Source organism: Anaerostipes hadrus ATCC 29173 = JCM 17467 (assembly GCF_030296915.1).
In the GTDB taxonomy this organism is placed as follows: Bacteria; Bacillota; Clostridia; order Lachnospirales; family Lachnospiraceae; genus Anaerostipes; species Anaerostipes hadrus.
In genome coordinates this window covers 1378267-1400741 of record NZ_AP028031.1, presented here as the reverse complement: position 1 = coordinate 1400741, position 22475 = coordinate 1378267, and the positions used below count along the sequence as shown (strand labels likewise).

Below are 22475 nucleotides of genomic sequence, written 5' to 3'. Positions count from 1 at the left end.
TAATTTTATATCAGTTTTTTGTGTTTACACAAAACTTGAAACAGTTTCTATGTTGTATTATTTTAAGAATTCATATTTGAACAATGTCGGTACGATTTCTTTATTATAGTAATCTTTAACCAGAGATTTTAACGTCCGAAGAGCGGAATGTACTTCAATGTTATTCCAAATGGTGTTGCCATCATCATCTTTGTAAGATGTATCAATCTCGGCAAATATTTGATACACACCATAAGTGAGTGATGGATTATATTCGTCAGTCTGTTTTGCGGATTCTAACAATGTATTCCATTGATCGATAATGCAAAGTTCAGCATCTTCGCAAATGAGTAAATCTAGATCTTTTGATGCAACAGTTGGACCATTTGTTGTGTCCATGCATAGTTCATTGCGGTAAAAACGACCATCGCTTCCAGTGAACGTACGTATATGGTTCTGCATTTCAATACAGGTAAACAATAGACATTTACGCAACCATTGATCGAGCTTTCCTGATGCGACGTCAGTGTGGAACTTATCAGCTCCATCTCCAGACTTCATGACTCGAGCACGTTCTGTCCACTCACGGTTATATGTGATATATCTTCCAGTGCAGAACATAGGAAGCTTTTCGAGATAGTTATGTTTGCGAAGACAGAAACCATGACCATTGTATGCTTCGGCACGTAGTAGTTTAGTGTTCAGGTCAGGATTGTCGAAACCTGCGGTCATAGCAACAAGATAGCCAATAATGTCATCGTTGTACCGCTTTTTGGCATAAATTTTTTTAGTTTTCGACATGCACTCAGTACCATCAAATTCAACACAAATACCATCAAGGACATCGCTAGGTTCAGTACTACGGTCATAGTAGGCATCGCTCAGACGCGAGTACATACGTTTAACAGGTAGACTGCCACAGGAAACAAGCTTACCGGTCATATCGATATCATATCCATCAAGATTGAACTCAGTAATATTATCAGATTCTACACCCCAAAGAATGACTGCGACACATGCGTCGATGTTCGTATGGAAGTGCTTACGGTTCAATGCAAAGCCACTGAGAAATTTTCGATTGATAAGATGTTGTGCTTTCCAGTACTTCACTGGCGAATAGACCACGTAGCTATCAGTTGGCTGGCGAAGGTAATATTTGAATGCAGACCAAATAAATGCATTACCAAGGTCATTTGATGCTGTACCTCTAACCTCTTTCTTCATTTCAGAAACGACAAAGCTATTTTTCCATGTTGAAGACTTCTTACCAGCTCCCTTACGCTGATGTTCAACACTTGTAGTCTCTACGTATGGTGGATTCTCAAATAAGATAATCGTACAGTTTGGGTCATTCACATACTGTTTGATAACAGGATTTTGGACATATTCTTCACTTAGGGCATCGGCTCCACGCACGAGCCCGGCATTGAATGTGTCATCAGACTCAATGGGTGGGATAATATGACGGACTTTTGCTCCAAGAATCTCTTGCATGACTTTGTACTCGTAATATTCAACGGTAGACAAGATACAATGCGCTAGTTCCTCGTCTGTGAGACCTTTCTCTAAGTTTCCAGTCCCTGCACAACGGTCGATGATAACATAGTCATTTCCTGCGGGCACGCGGTCAATCGCCATACGTAGCAGTTCATGAGATTTTTCGGCATAGGTCGTCGGGGTGTAAAATGCTCCAAGATTTTTCTTCTGAAGTGTATCGTTTAGCTTGTCCATTAAATATTGGAACTTGACGTTCGTAATACCTTTGTATGGATAAATGTACTTGGCAAACACTGATGGATTGCGAATCTCGCCGATAGTTTTGTGTCTACCTGTATCGTCGCCGAGAAAGTCTTCTTTACGTGCTGTAGGTACAGCCTTGTAAAACGCTGTTGCCCAGCCAACGATGCAGTTCTCATCGATATGAATACGCGTGAATTCCGTTTCTTTTAGGCATTTAATTAGTTGTGTTGTCGAAAGTTGATCTGCACCATATATATATTTTTTATTATATCCACGACCAACAAAGCCTGTATTCGATTTTGAAGCTCCACCTGAATATACTTTTTCGATGTCATTGAGGTAGTTTGCCGATTTATAAAGATATGCTTGCTCAGCATTTAGATCGATGATAACGATGTTTGCAGGGACCGGCTTACCTTTGATACGCAGGGCTGAAAGGTATTTCACGCATTGGAACAACACTGCGTTTAAATCATTTACGCGTAACTTGAATTCCAACAGATTTCCGTTCAAAACACCGTCGTTATCGTCTGCAAGAATATCATCCAATGTGAGATTCGGATCAATAAGGGGCAGAAATGTCTTGTAAAATTCAATCTGTCCCTCACGTTCAGTATCATAATTTGCCATATATAAACTCCTCCTTATTACCAATTGTGATTTGCGATGTACTCGTCAGCGGCTAAACGAAAGAACGCGCTCAAACTCAGACCGTGAGCTTTTGCAACTGCTGTCAGACGTTCCTTATCGCTTTTTGTCATGGAAACCAGCGACGTTGCGCGAGATGTAGATGTGTCGGCTCCGTTCTTATCATGTTTCTTGTCGGCATTGATATCGAACGTGTCGAGTGCCGTCATCAAATTCTGTTTCTTAATCATATTCTGCCTCCTTGTGTTAGATATACATAACTTAACAAATATCTAATTTATATCTATTTTTAATGTCTTTTGTTCAGATGGTAACACTGTAAGCTCATTTACTTTACGATAATGCTATCACATTAGTTGCTTATACCAGTAGCAGAAATGTCTAATTTTATAGATAATCAATATCTAAATTATAGATATTGATTATCTATTTGTCAATATTTAATAATCTATTATGATTAGTTCATTAAAGGCCGCTATTAGGTTTGTGTTCGGAATTTAGGCACAGGACGAAATGCGTAATTTTCTAAACTATGGTGACATTACATTATGCTATAATAACATCATACCAAGAGGCAACAAGAAAGAAACCAACCATGAGCAAATTATTGCGCAGTGTTACGGAGTCCAAGGTAAAGTCTACACAGCGCAAGTCTGTTGCTATGACACGTGTGGGCAAACGGAAACTTAAATTATTGAAAATAAACAAAAACATGTTATAATCATAAATATAATTCACTATATTTACCAAAAAAATAGAATTGGAAAATACATGAAAATAAATAGGGAATTTTAATATTCAATGTGAGTATATAAAAAAATGTATGTATGGCTAAAATTTTGGACGATAAGCAAAGAAAAGAGTCAGAGAGGGAAATAGAACAAAAAGAAAGAGAAACAAGAAAAAGTGTGGAGAAGACAACATCGAAAGGGCTTAATAATAGTTGATTTAATAATTACTCTTATATTGACAAGTACAATAGGGTGTTATGAATATTTAATTAGAATTCCTGTGGATTATGTTGATTCAGATTTTATAGGAAAAAATTATCAAGAAGTTGTAAGGAAATTAAAAAGATCAGGATTTAAATATATTATGGAAGAGCCTGTCAAAGATTTGTCTATAAATGATATAAAAAAAGATAATTTTGGTATTAGATGTAAAAATAGGTTGGAAAGATTCTTTTAAGAAGAATTCAAAATATCCATCTAAATGAGAGGGTTAATAAATGAAAACAGTTAGAGTTGCTGCTGCAGTTATTTGTGATTCGGTAAAAGAAAAGCATAAAATATTTGCTGTGGCAAGGGGCTACGGAGAATTTAAAGATCTATGGGAATTCCCAGGTGGAAAAATAGAAGAAGGAGAAACACCGGAGCAGGCATTAAAACGTGAAATTGAAGAAGAATTGGATATGAAAATCGAAGTATATGATTTGATTGATACTATTGAATATGATTATCCTAAGTTTCATATTTCAATGGACTTTTTTTGGTGTGAGACAATAACTGGTAAGCTGGTTCTGAAGAAGGCAGAAGCAGCTAGGTGGTTAAGCAAAGATGAACTAGATTCTGTTCAATGGTTATCGATAAATTTAACATTAATAGAGAAAATTCGCATTGAAATGAATGCAAATAAGGAAATCATTTCAACTGAAGAAACAGAAAAATTAGAGGAAAAAATTGTTTTAGATAGTAGAAGTAACAAAATTCTTAAAATCCATGAAGGAATGACAAATATTGATTTTGCTAGTGCCGTTGATAGATTGGCACAATATGTTAACATTGCAGAAATTGTATCTACAATAGAAAAAGGTGTGGAATATGTAGTTCAAATACCAATACAGTATCAAAAGCAATACGAAACAGGTGAGTATTTTATTAATCAGAATAAAACAACTGGAATAGAATGGCCCACATTAATGAGAAAGGCTGAAACTGGACAGTATAGATTTGTAGATAATTTGCCAATTGAGCAAGAAGAATTTATACGGGGTAATCCTTTCCAAGATATTTGCAATAGTTATCATAATATATGTATGCAACAGCAAATGGCTCAGTTATCAGAAAGAATAGAAGAAACTTACCAGACAGTTGAAATGATTGAACGTGGACAGCAAGATGATAGAGTAGCATTTATTGAAGCGGGAAGAAAAGAAATAATGCTTGCGTTGACATTACAAGATGAAAATGATAAGAATGAGCAGATGCGGTTAGGAATCCACAATTTACTTTTAGGTCGGGAGCAAATTGGTAAAGCAATGGTTCGACGAATAGAGAATTTTGAACCTTTGCCAGAGAGTAGAGTGGTGCTCTTTTTAAATACATTGGCTCATAGCAACTATCAGAATAAAAAGGATGATGAAATTGAATATATTCAGGAATGTTATGAAATGTATTTGCAAGCTACAAAGATGATTGCAGGAACATATGCATATAAAGGTGAAATGACTGCTGTTGAACAGACATTTGAAGATGGCATAGCTTTTTTAGATGGTATAGATTTTGGTAAACTTAAGTCAATAGAGTTAGCACACAGGGGTGTTGATCTTGATGATATGTTTTATAATCATGCATTATGGTATATGGAAATTGAAAAGAAACAATTTTTAGAAAATGGCAAATTGTATGATTATGTTGCAGTTGAAGTTACTGGTGATAGGTTATTGGAGGTGTTGTCAGATGGAAGAGAGATTTCAAAAGAAAAAGTTGAATAGATATGATCATAAGAAAATGGAAAATGTTGCCAAGTATGTAAAAAAAGGTGGAGTTATTTTAGGTGCACTCACAACATGCGTAATTGTTGGAAAAAAGAATGGTTCTAAATTATCAGAATGGCTAAGAATATAATTACAGATGAGATAATATATTGTAGAGTAAATTCGTATTAGGAGTTGAGAGTGTGAGTATATATGAATTATTGAATCAAATTATTGTAGATAAAAAATATACATTATTATCTAGTTTGTTTACGGATGCTGACAAGAAAAAATTACCTGAAGAAGAAAGATATATTTTTGATTTAGTAAAAAATATATCTTCATTAGGCATGAAAATTGATAATAATGGAATAGAATTCCATCCTATGCTTGTAATGGCAGATGGTAGACGTGCTTTTTCAATTGAAGATATATCCGAAGATGATTATTTAAAATTGCAGAATTTGGAATTAGAGAAATTACCATTAATTTTGCGTGCACGAATTGCTGATATATTGTGGGTAAATAAAAAAGAATTTGTTGCTGCAAAAATTGCGGCCAATACATATTGGAAATTATTTATTCTTTGGTATGAGGCTAATGAAAATATTGCTTCACTTGATATGATACAAAGAGCTGTATGTATTTCAGTGCAAACAAAACAAGATACATTATATAATGAAATACAAGAGTGGCTTAATAATTTTATTAAGAGTAATACTGCAAGTAGTGATGGTTTTTTCTTGCTGCGAATAATAGAGTTGTTTTTTTATCAAAAAGGATTCGATGTATCTATATTTTTAAAAGTGTTAGATGATTTGATCAATGATAGTGATAATAACGTTATTAAAGTTGAACAAGCCTATGAATTAAAGATACAGTGCTTATCTAAATTAAAAAGAAATGACGAAGCGAAACAAAATAAAATAATGTGGGCAAATTATTATGTAGATTTTGCTGAGAAGATATTTCAGAATAATATTCAAGATGCATTAAGGGCAGTTAATTATTATCAAAAAGGGATAATGTTATATCGAGATAATGGAGAAACTCAAAAAGCAGAAAATACACATAGAAGATTAGTTGAAATACAGAAAGAAATTCCTAAAATAATGGTACCATTTACCAAGGAAATTGATATAAAAGGTGTTATTGAAAATCTTAAAATCAATATGGATGGATTAACTTTTGAGGAAAGTATCCTTAGGTTAACACAAATGCTTGTATTTGAGAAGTATGAAGATATTAAAGAACGTGTGATAAAAAGATATAATGAAAATCCTATAGCTCATTTATTTGAAAAAAAATTAATTAATGCTGAGGGACAAACAGTGTTAGTATTGCCACCATTAGATATTCATAACCCAGAAAAAAATTTAAAATTTTTGAAATTGCATATGTATCAAAATGCGTTAGAACAACAAAAACTTTTAGGGGATATTTGGATTAAAAATGCATTGTCTTTATTGAGGGAAAAGTTTGTTATTGATGACTCAAAGATGAAATTTTTAGTGAAAGACAATTTGATTATTCCAGATGGAAGAGAACGCATATTTCAAAGTGGATTGTACATGTTTATAAATGGGGATTATTATGAAGCAATTCATATTCTTGCACCACAAGTAGAAAAACTTTTTAGAAACATTGCTCGAGAGGTGGGTGGCTTGACAATAACATTAGAAAGTGATGGTTCATCTCTGGAAAAGGTATTAAGTTCTGTTTTTTCTTTACCTGAAATGTTAGATTGTTATGATAATGATATTTTATTTACATTTAGAGGTTTACTAAATGAACGAGCAGGTGCTAATATAAGAAATGAAATTGCACATGGTATTATGGATGAATATACTTGCTCTACAGGTGCTTGTTTATATTTGGGAGTAGCAGTTATAAAGTTACTTTCGTTAACTTCTCATTCTTGCTATCAGATTTTTAAAAATAGTGAGAAGTTAAAACATTTTGAGATGCCGAGTAAGGATGCGTTCAAAGTAATTCGTTAAAAATTTTCACAACATTTTTGTCAAAATAATAGTTAAACAATAATATATAAGGGGAATGAAATACAGTTATGGATAAGAAATTAGTTGAAGATGCATATAGAAAATTAAAAGGGAGTGTATATTTAGATAAAACAGTACCGTTTTTAAGAATGCGAATAGCAGAATATGAGGAATACAATATAGATGAAAAATTGACAGATCTTTATGAGGCAATTCAAGAGGAAAATAAATGGATAAATTATGAAAATAAAATCTTGAAATCTATAAAAGTATTAACATTCCCTAAGAAAATAAGAAATAAAAATGAGATAGAAGACACTAAGTCCATTGTAATCTCTAATATAAACGGTGAGGATATAGAAATAGAAAAATATAATAATTTTATAGATATGTCAGTGGATGGTCATATACTAGGAATATTGTGGATACTAAAAATAGGATATAAAATAGATGAGAAATTATATGAAAATTGCTATGGGAATCGATTAAATGAAAATTTAATGTTTGATGGACAAAAAACAACAGCATCTCCTAATTTATTTAAACCATATTTTAATCAATATGAAAGTTGGAGAAATAATGGATTAAATTTAGCTAGAGAAAAGGCAGGAACAAAAAGTTTAATAATAACAATGTTAGATTTAACCAGATATTATTACAATGTAGAAATTACAGAGAAAATATATGACAAAATGACAGTAGATTTTTGTAAGGATATAGATGATCTAGACATTATAAAAAGATTGAATAGGTTTGTTTATAAAGTTTTTGAAACATATTCAAAGAAATGTGGATATAAAAATGCTAATATTTTACCAATAGGATTTCTACCAGCTAATATTATAGCAAATCAATATTTGAAAGATGTAGATCTTATGATTGATAAAGTTTCAGATATTTCATATTATGGTCGCTATGTTGATGATATGTTGTTATTAATGGAAATTCCAGATGATGAGGCTCCTAAATTAAAGAAACAAATTCTAAAAAAGGGGAATCAATATATTTTTGATTATATGATAAAAAAACTAAGCAAAGAAAATATATTGGGAAAGAATGAAGATGAATCTTTTTATCTTAAAAATTATGAAAAACTAGTATTTCAAGGAGAAAAGTTTCGATTTTTTTATATAGATAAAGATGGCTATGATACAATTATTGATAAAATACATAATGATATTTGCAAAAATACGAGTGAATTTAATTATATTCCAGAAACGGCAGTAGAAGAATTCGGAACAGAGATTCTTAGAATTGAAAGAGATGATAGTGTTAATAAATTAAGATCAATTAACAAAACGACTATTGATAAATATGCTATGTCAAAGATATTAGGCAAAAATATTTTGATGTCTAAATTTACAGAAAGAAAAATTGTAGAAAAATTCACAAAGAGTTTAGAACAAATATTAGACTATAAAGAGACGTTGAATAATTATACGTTATGGGAAAGTATTCTTAATTATTATGTAATCAATAAATATAGTAAAGGCATAGTGCATTTGTCTCAAGTTGTATTTCAAGCAATTAATCATATGGATGAAAACACCAATAAATCTGAAGAATATGGGTACTTAAAAAGTAACGAAATTGAAAATGTGGGGGACTCTTTAATATATTATTATTTGTCTTGTTTGACAAGATCAACAGCAATATTTTGGGGAGAAGATGTTGATCATGCAATAGCAGAAACGAGTATTATATTTCAAGGTTGTGAGAAATATAAAAAATATGATAATTTATACAATATAGATGTTATAGAAAAAATTCGAGAATTATATTGTAGATCGAGAATGATTAACAAATCGTTATTGCCTATTAATATAGAAAATTTCATGGAAGAAATTCAGCCGAATGTTTCAGTGGAAGATAATAAGAATTTTTTACCATTAACTCAATATATGGAATATGGTTTAAAGAATCCATATATAAAAAATAATCGAAAATATGCACCCTATATACTAAGTCCATTTGAAATTTTATTTGGTGAGTTACTTAGATCAATTAAAAATGGAAATAGAACTTTATATTCAGATCAAGAATGTGTGGAAATCTTGTATAGAAAATATGCAGAAAATTTTGGAGAGAATAAAGGAACTATTTTGGAGAGATATATTTCAGTACAATCTTTTGAAAATGAACATTCTTTAATAAAGATTAAGAGTAAATCAAAAAAAGAAATGCATATTGCAGTTGCTAATGTGAAAATGAATGGAGACGATATTGCAGATATATTAAATGACAAAACAAGAGATGTTTCAAATAGATGTAAAGAAATAGGGCGAATCTTAAATGAAGCAATACGCAATCATGTAGATTTATTGGTTTTTCCTGAAGCATATATTCCATTGGAATATTTGGAGATATTGCAAAAGAAATCGGCAAAACATAATATGGTGATAATAGGTGGAATTGAACATATAAAACATGAACATCTAGTGTATAATTTAACAACTACAATTTTACCTATAAAAATTAGTGAGACATCATATGCAGTGCCATTTTTTCACCAAAAAAAATATTTTTCACCACGGGAGTTAAAGGATGTAGAAAAGGTAAGATGTGAACCGGCTAAAGGACAGAAGCATACATTGTTTGAATGGAATGGTATAAAATTTGTAACGTATTGTTGTTATGAATTAACATCAATAAAATTAAGACAGACTTTTCAAGGGCAGGCAGATATTTTGTGTGGAGTAGAATGGAATAAAGATACACATTATTTTGGAAATATTATGGAAGCATTAAGTAGAGATATGTATTGCTATTGTGTACAAGCTAATATGTCAGAATATGGGGATAGTAGAATTGTACAACCGACAAAAAAAGATTATGCAAATATTCTAAGAGTAAAGGGTGGAGAAAATGCTTCGGTATTGATTGGTACGGTTGATATAGAAAGATTAAGAAAATGTAGAAAAGGTTTGGAAATTAGTGGACCATTTAAACCATTACCTGCGGGATGGGGTGAAATTTAGAATAAGAATAGTTAAATACTCGAGTAATAAGCATATTATGATGTGAAATACAAAAGGAGAAAAAGATGAATGAAAATGAAGAACATAAGGAATTCTTAGGAAAATGAAAAAATAAATCAATGAAAAAAATACTAGATTATTTTAGGGTGAAAGAATATTTTAAAATTATACACGATGAAATAAAAAATAATTTTAAAAATGTTATTTTTTGATGACTGGTGTTGTTTTTAGGAATTTCCTTAAGGTTCCTAAGACATTAAGAAATCATATAGCACAAAGTTGAGGAGGAGTATTTATATGAAAGCAAAACACATACTTCATCATAAAGAAATAGACGGTTTCAGAATAAAATATGATTTGTGTTTTCCAGAGAAGGCAGGAATAGAATTTTCTGAGGAATCAGATACTTTAATGAACCAAGATGAACATGAATTATTTCAGAAAAAAACAAAAGATTTTTTAGATAATTATTCAGAAACTGTAGAAGAAATTGAAAAACTTACTTGTAATGCAAATGGAGTGGATTATGCGTTAGCTGTTACTTCTGGATTGATTGCAGGATTGATTGATGCTATTTTTGTTGGAGAATGGAACTTTAAAGAGGCTAAGGCAATATCAAATGAAAAGATGAATGATAGGGTTATGATTTTTGCAAAAAAGCATCCGGATTATTTACTGTTTTGTAATAATTCTTTAGAAGGAAAAGGAGGAACACGTCTTAAGCCATTAGATTCAGAACGATTAGAAACTGCTATAAGGTTTTTAGAGTGGAAATATCCACTACCAGGTGATAATTCATGGAAAGGAGTAGCAGATAAAGTAACGCCAAAATCTCATCATTTAGATGATTTTTCACATCATCCAACATTGGGAGGATTAATTTGCTGCATAGCATCACAGTTTACGCAAAAAGCTACATATGTTAACCGAGAAGGAGCTGTAATAAACATACCCATTGAGGTTGACGAAAATGGAATGCTTGAAGGGAAAACTCCTTCTGCTAAAATTAGTTCAGGATTCTTAAACTGGATAATAAATGTGATAAAATATAGAAAAGGACATTTATATAGTGATATAAGTGGTTCAAGTTCTACTGTTGGTAGTGGAATGGGTATTCCTGGATCACTGATGTCGCTTTTAAAGGAATTGTCTGTATTACCTATTTTCAAAGAGTCAGATTTTTCAGAAAAATTGTATAAGGCGTTCACAAAAGGAATAGGTGAAGGAAAGAATCAATTAGATTTAAATGCTTTAAATGCTCTTTTTCAAAGTGCGGATAACAAATTTGATTCTAGAACTGAGGAGGCGGTAAAACACGAATTAAAAAGACAGTTTTTTCCTGTAGTAATCAATGAGATTTTGACACGTTGCTTTTATTTTGTACGACATTTGTATTCAGAAATAAAAGAAAAACAAAATATAGAATTGATTGAATGGACAAAGGTTATTCCATTTGGAAATCGTACTATTGCAAGGATGATGACCATTTCAACTGGAACGATGGAAGTTGTAGATATGGCGGATACTGCTATTATGGCTGGGGCTAAATCAGGTGGTAATATGGCTTTATTTTCAACGCAGTTTGTATTAAGAATTAATTATATTGGAATAGGAAGATTTGCTATTGCTTGCACTGCAGATGTAGCTATGGAAGCAAAGAAGAATCGATTAGAAATGGCAATGGCATCGGCAGATGTAGCTATCGTTGCAGAAGAAGAAATAAAAGTAATTGATGAAGTTTATGATATGCAGAAGAAGACAAATGAACATTTAAAACAAGTGAGCAGACAGATTGATTCTGTTTATAATATGATTAATTAATGTAGTGGGGAGAAAAATATGGATAAAGATTATAACTCAATCGTAGTAAATCAAGATATATTTACAATTGATGATGCAAGGGAGGCTGCAAAGCAACTTTTTGAAGCACAAGCAGATGATTTTTATGCCTTAAAGAATGAAAAATGGTACAAGCATTTTTTAAATGCGATTACTTTTGGCTCAGACCAAAAGAAAAAAGTAATAAAGGATATACGGTCGTTAAGCAAACTGCAAACGATTTTTATGCGTATTTACTACGAAAATTATAAAGGCTTGGATTCACAACTTAATGAGATTATAGATAACATTGAAAAAACTAATGAATCTGTAAAAAAAATTTTTGTTAATTATATTGTTTGTGTTAAACCACAGCAAAGTATTTTAGATTTGCCACAAATAGAGCAGGATATATTACTACTTTTTTTGTGTGCATACTCATCTAATGTTGGAAATGATGAAAAACTTAAAAAATTTAGAGCAGGGGTAGCTCAAACTATAGGCAGGGGAATCCCACAAGGTAAGTTTAATCCTAAAATGTTGGAACAGATAAAATCTGGAGATGTTTTCTATCGTTTTATTGTAGAGATGTGTGCAATAGATGGAGGTTTAGATGATTTTTCAGTGCCTGATAATATTTATGAGGCAATTGATTATCTGACTATTTCTAATAAAGCAAAACAAAATATTGAATCGCAGGTTAGGAATGAATTGGAGAATTTTGGTACAGATTATTTGATAGAAAAATATGGTATGTTAGAAGAAAATCTTATTGATGATGATATTGAGTTAAAGGATGAAGATATTGTAAATGAAGAGGAAGAGTTTACAAGTATTATAATAGATAAAGAATTAAAGATTGAAAAGGGAAAACAGAAAGTATACAAAAATAAAGAAATTTTGATTCATGCTAATGTTATTTGTGAAGGAGAATTATTATTTGATCATTGTATCTTAAAATATAATGATAGTGCACTTTCCAGTGGAATAGGAATCAAAGCAAATGGACAGTTGAGTATTACAGATTGTACTATTATATGTTTAAGTTACAAAGAAAACTATTTTTTTGAATGTGATGGAAATGTAATTATTAAACATACTAAGTTTTTAGATTGTGCATATTTATTTAGAGTATCAAAGGATTTTTTTGTGGAACAGTGCGAAATAGTAAATTGTACTTCTAATTTATTTAGATTAAGTGGATATGAAAAAAACAAAATAATAATTTGTAATAGTAAAATTTTTCAAAGTGATTTAAAACAGTTTTATAAAGAAAATTTAGAAAGAATGTACGATGCTATGATTGAAGTGTCATATGATTGTATAGTTCAGTTTAATAATAATATTGTCATAGAAAAATCAGGGTTTTCTGAAATATTTAAAGATAAATATAATAAATTTATGTATATTGAATCAGATGAAACTAGTATAACACAATCGCCTTTTATAAACACTAGTGGAGGCATTGATGCATCAAATATTGAAGAATGCTATTTTAAGGAATGCAAAAATCCAATTAAAAATTCAATTTTTACGAGTGAATCTTCAAAAATCCAAAATTGTATTTTTGAAGAGTGTATAGATGTTATTTCTTGCAGAAAAAATGCGGAGATAAGAAATTGCCAATTTATTTCGTGTAAAAATAGATTGATTGATTGTGATGATGCAAGTGATGGAGGTGTTATAGTTGATTCGTGTACATTTAAAAATATTCAAAATGATTTTTATGGTGATGATTCTAACTATCGAAAAGCATATGATGCATCAGCCCTTCGTTTTAGAAGAAGCAAGAGAGGAGCGCAAGAAAGTAAAATAAATAATTGTAATTTTGACGGAATTAGAATGAAAAAAGCTTTCTTAATAGCTTCAGAAGGATATGAAAAACCAAAGAATGATAGAGTTGTTTCAGTATGTGGGTGTACGTTTACACATTGTGTTACACAACGTAAATCTAAGAAATTGATTAGGGAGTATTTTTGGTATTATGGACTTTTTGATAAGAAAAAAGATGTTCATGCTGTAAATTTATCTAATTGCAAAGGGTTAGATAAGATTAATTGTGAAGGATCGCGTCCGAAAAATCTATCAATTAATAATATATCGACTTCCGGAAGAAAGATTGGTGCAGATTTAACACTGGAATAATGTAAACGCACAATAGCACGTCCCTTTTTTATTAAAATTACTCTTCTAGCATTATCCTATACAAAATATAAAAAGTCAAAAAAGTTAAATACTTAACTTTTTGTACTTGGATAGGAGATGATCGTATAAATACTCAAACAAGTTTAGTTGCCTCACACAGTTTACATAAGATCCCGTAGGTATTAAGAAAACAGTCTATAAAGTAAATTGTAACATTAAGTTTGAATTATTAAAAAAATTGAAGAACTAGTATACATTTTAACATAAGATCAGAAAATTAAAAGATATATCTCCTTTAACAGAGATATGCAGGGTGTATAACTTAGGGCTTCTGAGATCTTGCCAAATCATGAAAAAGACCTATAAAAGTTTCAAACAATCATTACAAAGGTGGTGAATAACAATGTTCAACAAATTTCGATTAAAACAGATACTGGCAGAATACAAAAAAGTTTTTGTTCAGCAACAGTGGCCTAACGAAAAATACAAATGGGAAGCTGTACAATGCTTTCAGGAAAATTGGGATATTAATTCAGCTGATTTTGCACAAATGCTTAAGAAATCTCTAGCTCAGACTGATAATTTACTTACGTCTAGGAGTAATTTTCCAGCAGGAATGATTACCGGTTTTGCGGAGGCTGCACCAGAAGCGGTCCGTTCAATGTATATGGAACTATATGACGAGAGTAAAGATTTATGTGAGAGAATTGCTAATTTTAAAAACAATTCCAATACATTATTGGAGCGCTATACAAATGGAGCTGCGCAGCACTATCAGTACGAAAATGCAATCATGGCATATTTGTGGCTGCGCTATCCAGACAAATATTATATCTACAAATTCAGTGAAGTAAAAGCTGTCTCATCGGAACTTGAAAGTGACTATCGGTTTAAGAAAGGTGCTTATGTAGATAATATTAGAAATTTCATGGCATTATATGATGAGATATGTGCAGAATTACAGCAGGACGATGAGCTTAGAAATCTGCTAAATTCTCAGATCACATCGACTTGCTATGCTGACCCTGAATTACGGACACTTACAATAGATGTTGGTTTTTTCATTTTTCGTTATTGGAACAAGGAAGATTCAACAAATGTTCCTCTTTATGCTCAGTTTCAAGAAGATGATGGACAGCAATATTGGTTCTTGAATGCAAATCCAAAAATGTGGAGTATGTCCAGTATGCCAGTGGGAGAAGTTCAGAATTATACTTTGTTTAATGACAATGGAAATAAGCGTAGAATCTTCCAAAACTTTCTTGATGCAAAGGCGGGAGATATGGTGATTGGATATGAGTCTACTCCGGTGAAACAAATTGTAGCTATATTTCGTGTAAATGCAGAGCAGGATGGAGAGAGAATATATTTTGAAAAGTTAGAAGGACTCTCATCACCAATTGATTTTGCAACATTGAAAGCCTGTCCTGAACTGGAAAAAATGGAATATTTCAGTATCATTCAGGGAAGTCTATTTAAATTAACAAAGGATGAATACGAATTTATTATTGATTTGATCCGTGAAGAAAATCCAGTGCCAACAGCTGAGGAAAATAAAGATGAGTATTCGAAAGAAAAATTCTTAGATCAGGTTTACATGACAGAAGCAAAATACGATCGTCTCGTAGCTGTTCTGACAAGGAAGAAGAACATTATTCTGCAGGGAGCACCAGGTGTTGGAAAGACTTATGCAGCTAAGCGTCTGGCTTATTCGATAATGGGAGAGAAAGATGATGACCGCATTGAGTTTGTACAGTTCCATCAGAATTATTCCTATGAAGATTTTATGATGGGGTATAAGCCTGTCGAGGATGGATTTGAACTGAAGTATGGAATTTTTTATAGATTCTGTCAGAAAGCAGCGAACCATCCAGATAAAGATTATTTCTTTATCATTGATGAGATTAACCGAGGCAATATGAGTAAAATCTTTGGTGAATTACTGATGTTGATTGAGGCTGACTATCGAGAGACAAAGACAACATTAGCCTATAACGGTCTCAGCTTTTCCGTTCCAAAACGTCTACATATCATTGGTATGATGAACACTGCTGATAGAAGTTTGGCAATGATTGATTATGCACTTCGCCGCCGATTTAGTTTCTTTGATATGGAACCAGGATTTGATTCGGAAGGATTTATTAAATATCAGGAAGCATTTGCAAATGACACATTCAATATGTTGATTGACCGTATTAAGGAACTGAACAGAGAAATTGCAAACGACAAATCTCTAGGGAAAGGATTCTGTATTGGACATAGTTATTTTTGTAATACGAAAGAATGTACGGATGAGTGGATGCAAGATGTAGTTGATTTTGATATATTGCCAATGTTAGCAGAGTATTGGTTTGATGATACAGATAAACTACAGCGTTGGGAGAATATTTTGCATGAGGTATTTCAATGACAAAGGACAAGAGTATTCTGATCAATAATATTTACCATATGCTTTCCTATGCTTTTCAGACACTGAAGCAAGAGACATATGATGATGTTGCAGTAGAATCTTTTGACGAGATGTATAATCTGCTGGCTGCAATCCTTGCCAAGGGCATAGGGATGCAGTTGAAGCAGGGACTTTACAGAGAATATATAAGCCATCAGGAAGAGCTGACGGTTATGCGTGGTAAAATAAATATGCCCGGTACAATTAAAAATAAACTGCTGCATAAACAAGTACTTACCTGTGATTTTGATGAGCTTTCAGAAAATAACATGTTGAATCAAATCTTGAAGACAACAGTCATGCTTCTTTTGCGAAACGGCAAAGTAAAAGCAAAATACAAAGATGATCTGAAGAAGAAAATGTCGTATTTTTCGAATGTAGATTCTATAGAACCTACAGAAATTAAATGGTCATCGATTCGTTTTCAGCGTAATAATCAAACATATAGAATGTTAGTTAGTATTTGTCAGTTGACTATTGAAGGAATGCTGATCACAACAGATGCAGGTAACTATAGATTAGCATCCTTTGTAGACGAGCAGCGTATGTGCAGTTTGTATGAAAAATTTATTCTGGAATATTACAGCAGACATTATCCAGAATTGTCTGTTAGTGCATCGCAGATTCCGTGGGCACTAGACGATGGTGTTGGAACGATGCTGCCGGTTATGCAAACTGATATTCACTTGCAACGTGGCAATACAGTGCTTATCATTGATGCGAAATATTACAATCACACTACACAGGTCCATTTTGATAAACATACGCTTCATTCAAACAATTTGTATCAGATTTTTACCTATGTAAAAAATCGAAGCTATCAATTTGGAGAAGAAGATAATACAGTTTCAGGAATGCTTCTTTATGCCAAGACGGAAGAAGAAATCCAGCCTGATAATGTGTATCAGATGCATGGCAGTCAAATAAGTGTTAAGACACTTGATCTGAATTTGCCATTTGTAGAGATTGCAGCACAGATGGATAGAATTGTTGAATCACATTTTACTGGTGTAATAAAAGCTGATTAGATGAGAAAGCTGTTTTGTAACTTAAGCATTCCTGAATTGAAACCTTGTGAAATCTGAATACAAAGATGAAGTCAAAAAGTTGCAAAATGCAGGCTGTAGCGCTTAATGATGAATGAGATAAAGAAACTAGAGCATATCTAAATGGAGGATTTTAAACCAGCATGAACATACAAATATTTGGAACAAAAAAATGCAACGAAACAAAGAAAGCAGAACGTTTTTTCAAAGAACGTGGAATCAAATATCAGTTTGTTGATATGAAGAAAAAAGGCATGAGCAAAGGCGAATTCAATTCAGTAGCTCAGGCAAATGGTGGTTTAGATCATATGATCAATTGGGAAGGCAAAGATCAGAACTTGCTTGCACTGATCAAATATATTGCCAATGAAGATAAACTTGAAAAAGTATTAGAAAATCCACAAGTCATCAAGACACCAGTTGTTCGAAATGGAAAGCAATCAACACTAGGATATCAACCAGATGTTTGGAAAAAGTGGAATTGATTATTTGAGAAATTTTAAAAGGAAGAAGTGATAAGTATGATAAAATTTAAACTAAAAAAAGAGCAAATTGAATTTCTTAAAAAGACGTATCCTGATAATAAGCTGATTCATAGAGTTTTGAGCTTTGAGAAAGAAGGAATTTTCGAAATGGATGATGAGAATACATATATTGATTTCATGGATTATTTGGACGACGAGTCTGTAGCTTGGATGGATGAAAATTATGATGCTACACCACAAACAATTATGTTAGAATCAATAAGAGATAATATTTTTTGTCAGACTAATTAGAAGAGAAAGTGGACATTGAAACAAGACCTTATAGTCATAACAGGCCATAAGATCTTGTTACAGGAGAAAACGGATGATGACTTAATCATCATCACGAGGTAAAAACGGTGGTCGGAAGGGGTACAATTCTTCGTAAGATTCAAGCTCGGCTTCTGTTCTTGGAACAACCTGGATCAATCCAGTACAATCCGTGGTAGAACAAATATTGCACATTCCGAAGATATTTTCATCAATTTCTTCGTTTGTAAGTTCTCGTTTCTTCTTATTATTCATGCATTGAAACCTCCTCGTTTCTTAGTATGTGATAATTTAAGAAAAATATTTTGTAAAATAAATCCAATAAAAGATATTATACGAGGAGATAGGAACAATGTATTATGTACCAGAAGAAGGCAGAGAAAAGGCTGTCCATCCTAGACAGAATGGAAGCCTTTTCCGATAATCTCACTTGTATTAGAAACTAAAAGAAAAGCTTTTGGATCATGTTCTTTGATAAAGTTTCGAAGTTTCACTGCCTGCGAAGGACTAAGAACCGTCAGGATAATATATTTGTCATCCCCTGTAAAGGCTCCGGTCGCATTCACAATGGTTGCTCCGCGCTGTAGATCATTTTGGATAAAATCACAAATACATGTTGCATTGGAAGTTACAACATGAAAGTATTTAGAACGGTTAAAACTTTCAATAAAGTTATCGATCAACGCAGAACGCATGATCAGACCAAACAAAGAATAAAGTCCTGTTTTGACGTTAAACACTAGGAATCCTACGAGAGTAAAGATAAGATCAGAGATCATTAAGCCCTTTCCGATATCTACACTTGTATATTTTTTAAGAATCATAGCGATAACGTCTGTACCACCACTAGAAGCTCCAATATTAAATAAGATTGCTGAACCAAGCGCTGGCAATAAGATTGCAAAGATCAACTCTAATAATGGCTCATTGGTAAGTGGATGACTCATAGGATAAATTCGCTCTAAAAGAGATAAACTTACAGATAAAAGAATCGTGCTGTAAGCTGTTTTTTCAGCAAAGCTTTTACCTAAGACGATCCATCCAATGATCAGCAATAAAATATTCACAACAAAAGAAAAATCACTGGCAGAAATAGGAAGGAATTTTGCAACTAAAACGGCAATACCTGTGATACCACCAAATGTGAAATTGTTTGTAAATTTAAAGAAGTAAATTCCGACAGCCATAATGAGTGTGCTGATTGTAAGTAAGGAAAAATTTTTAAGTTTTGATTTCATAATACTACCTTCTTTGACGATTGTTTCATTTATAATGATTCCATAATTCAATCATTTATTTTAGCATGAATATTCTATTTTTCAAGAAATTCGGTGGAAATAGTGAGAGAGAACGTATTATAATTTTTGTTATGGAATCTTTCGACAAAATGGATTGGCGCAATCAAGACAAGTATCTATATTTACGTATCCCATGTTGTAACTGTAATACTTTCCGTGTTGATCTTACATGAAAAAATAACAGTGATTTCTATCATTGGAACTGTATTAATCCTTATTGGGCTTGTGATCTCACAAAAAAACTAAGACAACAGACCAGATTAGATGTATAATATGTGATAATAAAGCAAAAAAGGAGATAGGAACAATGTATTATGTACCAGATGGAACAAAAAAATGCGGATATTATGAATGCAAAAAATGTGGGAATAGATTCCTCTCATTACAGACGATGGAGAAGATTCCATGTCCAGACTGTGAGGCAGAGATTGACTATGAGATTGGACCAGATGAAAGTATGGAAGATATTTTAGATACTGCGCAGTTACTTCAGAAAATCGAGGGTGAAGAAGAAGTCGAAAAGATGGATGCTTTACTAAGCCTTGCTATCACGGGTGGAGACTGCAATTGGATTTAAAAATGTATTTTCTAAAAGACTCAGGGACCATGGACTTCTGAGTCTTTTAGATTGTTGCAATAATTGAAACAGGAAGGCAGGAATATCAATTTATGAACGATACACAAGACAACAAATGGGACAAACTATTGCACATCAAAACCATGGGCAGAGACGACTCTCAATCCGATCAATACCGCTATCCATACGAACCAACTCCATATTCTGTACTGCAACGATTAGCAAATACAGGACTTATAAGGAAGAACAATATGCTCTTAGATTATGGCTGTGGTAAAGGAAGGGTAGACTTTTTCTTATCCTACCAGACAAGATGCCGTTGCCTCGGAGTTGAATATGACGAACGCATTTATGAGAAAGTAATGGAAAATAAGAAAGAAGCCGTATCGAAAGAGAGGGTATCATTTTCATTAGCGAATGCAGAAGAATTTCAACTCCCAGAACAGATAGACCGCATCTATTTTTTTAATCCATTTTCCGTAGAGATTTTGAGAAAAGTGATGGCAAGGATCATGGAAGCATACTATGAACATCCAAGACAGATTTTATGTTTCTTCTATTATCCATCCGACGAATATCTTACATATCTGATGACGGTGGATGAGATGATGTTTACCGATGAAATTGATTGTTCCGATTTGTTTGGTGGAAATAGTGAAAGAGAACGCATTATGATTTTTGAGATTGGGCAGTAGACAGACTTAGGCCATCTAAATATTTGATACCAATATTAGAAAATTTATATATTTCTACAGAAGAATTTTTAAAGGAAATAAAGGAGTTAAAATAAAATGATAAAAGATATAATGAAAGATCCATTGTTTCTAGCACAGAAATCAACAGATGCAACAAAAGCAGATCAGCAGGTAGTAGTTGATCTGTTAGACACACTAAGAGCTAATTTGGATCATTGTGTTGGAATGGCAGCAAATATGATTGGCGTTAAAAAGAACATTATCGTAGTAGCAGTTGGGCCATTTCAGTTTGCAATGATCAATCCAAAGATCACAAAGAAATCAGGCGTATTTGAGACAGAAGAAGGATGTTTATCTTTGGATGGAGTGAGACCTTGTAAGAGATATAAGGAGATAGAAGTAGATTATCTGGACCAGGATTTTAAAGAACAGCATGGAAAATATTCTGGATGGACAGCACAGATCATACAGCATGAAATTGATCATTGCAAGGGGATTGTGATATGATTGAATTACAAACAATGAATGAAATACCAATTTATACGATCATAAAAATAGAAGCAGAAGAAGCAGAAATTCCAATGTTAACTTTTTATGTAAAAGAAGATTCTATAGATGAACCAGAAGAGATTTCAATGGAAGAATTAACAGCTTATGATAGGAATCTAGGGATTGGAGATCAAGTAATAATCGGTCCAGATGAAACTTTGTTTCCGCTAGATATGGCAGAGAATCTTGGAATGTTTGACGAAATCGATCCGTTAAGCCAGATATCAGAAACAGACCCCAGACAATGGCAGATGGAATGGATGGATAATTATATGGACGCGTTAGAAGAACTGGAGGATTCTACAACTAGGGAATAAGCCAAAAGTCATGAAAATAAATCCATTAAAAGCAGAAAAACTTATGGAGATGAATGTATTTATGCAGAAATTACAGATAAGACAGAAAACATGTTATATAGAGCAAAATGGTTCCGGCGGTCCGATCATTTTATGGGGAATGTATCCTCATCGTGGAAATGAAATAGCACATATGTGGGATTGTCTGATGGAGACAGTCAATGATCAGGATTTTCTTTTCTGTGCATTTCAGGTAATAGATTGGAATGGTGATTTTTCTCCATGGAAGTCACCTGCTGCCTTCGGAGATGATGATTTCAAAGGAAATGGTCCAAAGACTTTACAATGGTTAATGAATGATTTGATTCCGAAATTAAAAGCAGATTACGGGGTAGACAGAGAAATTTATCTGATCGGATATTCCCTTGCAGGATTGTTTGCTCTATGGACAGCATATGAAACGGATATCTTCTCGGCAATTGCAAGCTGCTCCGGTTCTTTATGGTTCGAACAATGGGATGAATATGTGTTGCATCATCAAATAAAGCATGAAAGCAATATCTACTTAAGCCTTGGAGGAAAAGAAGAAAAAACAAAGAATCCGGTCATGGCAAGAGTTGGAGATCGAACTAGAACACAGGAACGAATTTTGCGCAATGATCCTAAGGTGAAGCATACAACATTAGAATTTAACAGCGGCGGGCATTTTGCTGATGCCCAAAAGAGATTAGCGAAAGCTGTCAAATGGTTATTAGAATGTACTTAGGA

The 22475-nt window shown here is 32.7% G+C and carries 20 protein-coding genes and 1 pseudogene; 17 read left to right on the top strand and 4 right to left on the bottom strand.

Translation table 11 applies throughout. The annotated features are described in order from the left end of the window. Nucleotides 1–57: 57 nt before the first annotated feature. Nucleotides 58–2349, bottom strand: coding sequence for a hypothetical protein (locus tag QUE18_RS06865; protein WP_009203377.1), 2292 nt, complete (start codon nt 2347–2349; stop codon nt 58–60). A 17-nt stretch (nt 2350–2366) separates the two neighbouring features. Further along, nucleotides 2367–2597 (bottom strand): hypothetical protein, encoded by a 231-nt coding sequence (locus QUE18_RS06860; RefSeq protein WP_009203378.1) that lies wholly within the window; start codon nt 2595–2597, stop codon nt 2367–2369. Nucleotides 2598–3273: 676 nt separating this feature from the next. Here QUE18_RS06860 and QUE18_RS06855 point away from each other — a divergent pair. The 11 genes and pseudogenes from QUE18_RS06855 (at nt 3274) to QUE18_RS06805 (ending at nt 18274) form a co-directional block, all read left to right on the top strand. Beyond that, the gene (locus QUE18_RS06855) at nt 3274–3555 is read left to right on the top strand and encodes a hypothetical protein (protein WP_040344159.1); all 282 of its coding nucleotides are present in this window, start codon (nt 3274–3276) and stop codon (nt 3553–3555) included. 40 nt (nt 3556–3595) lie between these two features. Further along, nucleotides 3596–3991 (top strand): annotated as a pseudogene (mutT, locus tag QUE18_RS13810) (8-oxo-dGTP diphosphatase MutT); the annotation flags it as partial. A gap of 1054 nt (nt 3992–5045) precedes the next feature. Further along, the gene (locus QUE18_RS06845) at nt 5046–5213 is read left to right on the top strand and encodes a hypothetical protein (RefSeq protein ID WP_009203382.1); all 168 of its coding nucleotides are present in this window, start codon (nt 5046–5048) and stop codon (nt 5211–5213) included. Nucleotides 5214–5265: 52 nt separating this feature from the next. Further along, nucleotides 5266–7062: a DUF4209 domain-containing protein gene (locus QUE18_RS06840; RefSeq protein WP_009203383.1), complete on the top strand. Its 1797-nt coding sequence runs from the start codon at nt 5266–5268 to the stop codon at nt 7060–7062. 68 nt (nt 7063–7130) lie between these two features. Next, nucleotides 7131–10040 (top strand): nitrilase-related carbon-nitrogen hydrolase, encoded by a 2910-nt coding sequence (locus tag QUE18_RS06835; protein WP_009203384.1) that lies wholly within the window; start codon nt 7131–7133, stop codon nt 10038–10040. Nucleotides 10041–10337: 297 nt separating this feature from the next. Then, nucleotides 10338–11861, top strand: coding sequence for a hypothetical protein (locus QUE18_RS06830; protein ID WP_009203385.1), 1524 nt, complete (start codon nt 10338–10340; stop codon nt 11859–11861). Between the two features lie 18 nt (nt 11862–11879). Then, on the top strand, nt 11880–14003 hold the full coding sequence (locus QUE18_RS06825) for a hypothetical protein (protein ID WP_009203386.1): 2124 nt from the start codon (nt 11880–11882) through the stop codon (nt 14001–14003). Nucleotides 14004–14406: 403 nt separating this feature from the next. Continuing rightward, on the top strand, nt 14407–16413 hold the full coding sequence (locus tag QUE18_RS06820) for an AAA family ATPase (protein ID WP_009203387.1): 2007 nt from the start codon (nt 14407–14409) through the stop codon (nt 16411–16413). After that, nucleotides 16410–17480, top strand: coding sequence for a 5-methylcytosine-specific restriction endonuclease system specificity protein McrC (mcrC, locus tag QUE18_RS06815; protein WP_009203388.1), 1071 nt, complete (start codon nt 16410–16412; stop codon nt 17478–17480). Before QUE18_RS06820 ends, mcrC begins: the two co-directional genes overlap by 4 nt. Before the next feature lie 161 nt (nt 17481–17641). After that, nucleotides 17642–17983, top strand: coding sequence for an arsenate reductase family protein (locus QUE18_RS06810; RefSeq protein WP_009203389.1), 342 nt, complete (start codon nt 17642–17644; stop codon nt 17981–17983). Between the two features lie 36 nt (nt 17984–18019). Further along, entirely contained in the window at nt 18020–18274 is a 255-nt protein-coding gene (locus tag QUE18_RS06805; RefSeq protein WP_009203390.1) for a hypothetical protein, read from the top strand. Nucleotides 18275–18355: 81 nt separating this feature from the next. Here QUE18_RS06805 and QUE18_RS06800 read toward each other — a convergent pair whose 3' ends face one another. Together QUE18_RS06800 and QUE18_RS06795 are read right to left on the bottom strand one after the other, a co-directional pair. Further along, nucleotides 18356–18547, bottom strand: coding sequence for a hypothetical protein (locus tag QUE18_RS06800; protein WP_009203391.1), 192 nt, complete (start codon nt 18545–18547; stop codon nt 18356–18358). A gap of 140 nt (nt 18548–18687) precedes the next feature. Next, nucleotides 18688–19530, bottom strand: coding sequence for a YitT family protein (locus tag QUE18_RS06795; protein WP_040344162.1), 843 nt, complete (start codon nt 19528–19530; stop codon nt 18688–18690). A gap of 126 nt (nt 19531–19656) precedes the next feature. Between QUE18_RS06795 and QUE18_RS13805 the strand changes: the two genes are divergently transcribed. The 6 genes from QUE18_RS13805 to QUE18_RS06765 all read left to right on the top strand — a co-directional run bounded on the left by QUE18_RS13805 (nt 19657) and on the right by QUE18_RS06765 (nt 22473). Further along, the gene (locus tag QUE18_RS13805; RefSeq protein WP_081018799.1) at nt 19657–19836 is read left to right on the top strand and encodes an EamA family transporter; all 180 of its coding nucleotides are present in this window, start codon (nt 19657–19659) and stop codon (nt 19834–19836) included. A gap of 61 nt (nt 19837–19897) precedes the next feature. After that, nucleotides 19898–20167, top strand: coding sequence for an FmdB family zinc ribbon protein (locus QUE18_RS06785; protein WP_009203393.1), 270 nt, complete (start codon nt 19898–19900; stop codon nt 20165–20167). Nucleotides 20168–20259: 92 nt separating this feature from the next. Next, nucleotides 20260–20862, top strand: a complete 603-nt coding sequence (locus QUE18_RS06780; RefSeq protein WP_009203394.1) for an SAM-dependent methyltransferase — start codon at nt 20260–20262, stop codon at nt 20860–20862. A 96-nt stretch (nt 20863–20958) separates the two neighbouring features. Then, the gene (locus QUE18_RS06775; RefSeq protein WP_008390971.1) at nt 20959–21369 is read left to right on the top strand and encodes a peptide deformylase; all 411 of its coding nucleotides are present in this window, start codon (nt 20959–20961) and stop codon (nt 21367–21369) included. Continuing rightward, nucleotides 21366–21728 carry a hypothetical protein gene (locus QUE18_RS06770; RefSeq protein WP_009203395.1) on the top strand — a complete coding sequence of 121 codons (363 nt, stop codon included), beginning with the start codon at nt 21366–21368 and terminating at the stop codon, nt 21726–21728. Before QUE18_RS06775 ends, QUE18_RS06770 begins: the two co-directional genes overlap by 4 nt. Before the next feature lie 10 nt (nt 21729–21738). Next, nucleotides 21739–22473 (top strand): alpha/beta hydrolase, encoded by a 735-nt coding sequence (locus QUE18_RS06765; RefSeq protein WP_009203396.1) that lies wholly within the window; start codon nt 21739–21741, stop codon nt 22471–22473. The last annotated feature ends 2 nt before the right edge of the window (nt 22474–22475 follow it).

Bases quoted from the DNA above. Each gene is read 5' to 3' on its own strand.
- QUE18_RS06865 (WP_009203377.1), bottom strand. From the start codon at position 2,349: ATGGCAAATTATGATACTGAACGTGAGGGACAGATTGAATTTTACAAG.
- QUE18_RS06860 (WP_009203378.1), bottom strand. From the start codon at position 2,597: ATGATTAAGAAACAGAATTTGATGACGGCACTCGACACGTTCGATATC.
- QUE18_RS06845 (WP_009203382.1), top strand. From the start codon at position 5,046: ATGGAAGAGAGATTTCAAAAGAAAAAGTTGAATAGATATGATCATAAG.
- QUE18_RS06835 (WP_009203384.1), top strand. From the start codon at position 7,131: ATGGATAAGAAATTAGTTGAAGATGCATATAGAAAATTAAAAGGGAGT.
- QUE18_RS06830 (WP_009203385.1), top strand. From the start codon at position 10,338: ATGAAAGCAAAACACATACTTCATCATAAAGAAATAGACGGTTTCAGA.
- QUE18_RS06825 (WP_009203386.1), top strand. From the start codon at position 11,880: ATGGATAAAGATTATAACTCAATCGTAGTAAATCAAGATATATTTACA.
- QUE18_RS06820 (WP_009203387.1), top strand. From the start codon at position 14,407: ATGTTCAACAAATTTCGATTAAAACAGATACTGGCAGAATACAAAAAA.
- mcrC (WP_009203388.1), top strand. From the start codon at position 16,410: ATGACAAAGGACAAGAGTATTCTGATCAATAATATTTACCATATGCTT.
- QUE18_RS06810 (WP_009203389.1), top strand. From the start codon at position 17,642: ATGAACATACAAATATTTGGAACAAAAAAATGCAACGAAACAAAGAAA.
- QUE18_RS06805 (WP_009203390.1), top strand. From the start codon at position 18,020: ATGATAAAATTTAAACTAAAAAAAGAGCAAATTGAATTTCTTAAAAAG.
- QUE18_RS06800 (WP_009203391.1), bottom strand. From the start codon at position 18,547: ATGAATAATAAGAAGAAACGAGAACTTACAAACGAAGAAATTGATGAA.
- QUE18_RS06795 (WP_040344162.1), bottom strand. From the start codon at position 19,530: ATGAAATCAAAACTTAAAAATTTTTCCTTACTTACAATCAGCACACTC.
- QUE18_RS06785 (WP_009203393.1), top strand. From the start codon at position 19,898: ATGTATTATGTACCAGATGGAACAAAAAAATGCGGATATTATGAATGC.
- QUE18_RS06780 (WP_009203394.1), top strand. From the start codon at position 20,260: ATGAACGATACACAAGACAACAAATGGGACAAACTATTGCACATCAAA.
- QUE18_RS06775 (WP_008390971.1), top strand. From the start codon at position 20,959: ATGATAAAAGATATAATGAAAGATCCATTGTTTCTAGCACAGAAATCA.
- QUE18_RS06770 (WP_009203395.1), top strand. From the start codon at position 21,366: ATGATTGAATTACAAACAATGAATGAAATACCAATTTATACGATCATA.
- QUE18_RS06765 (WP_009203396.1), top strand. From the start codon at position 21,739: ATGAAAATAAATCCATTAAAAGCAGAAAAACTTATGGAGATGAATGTA.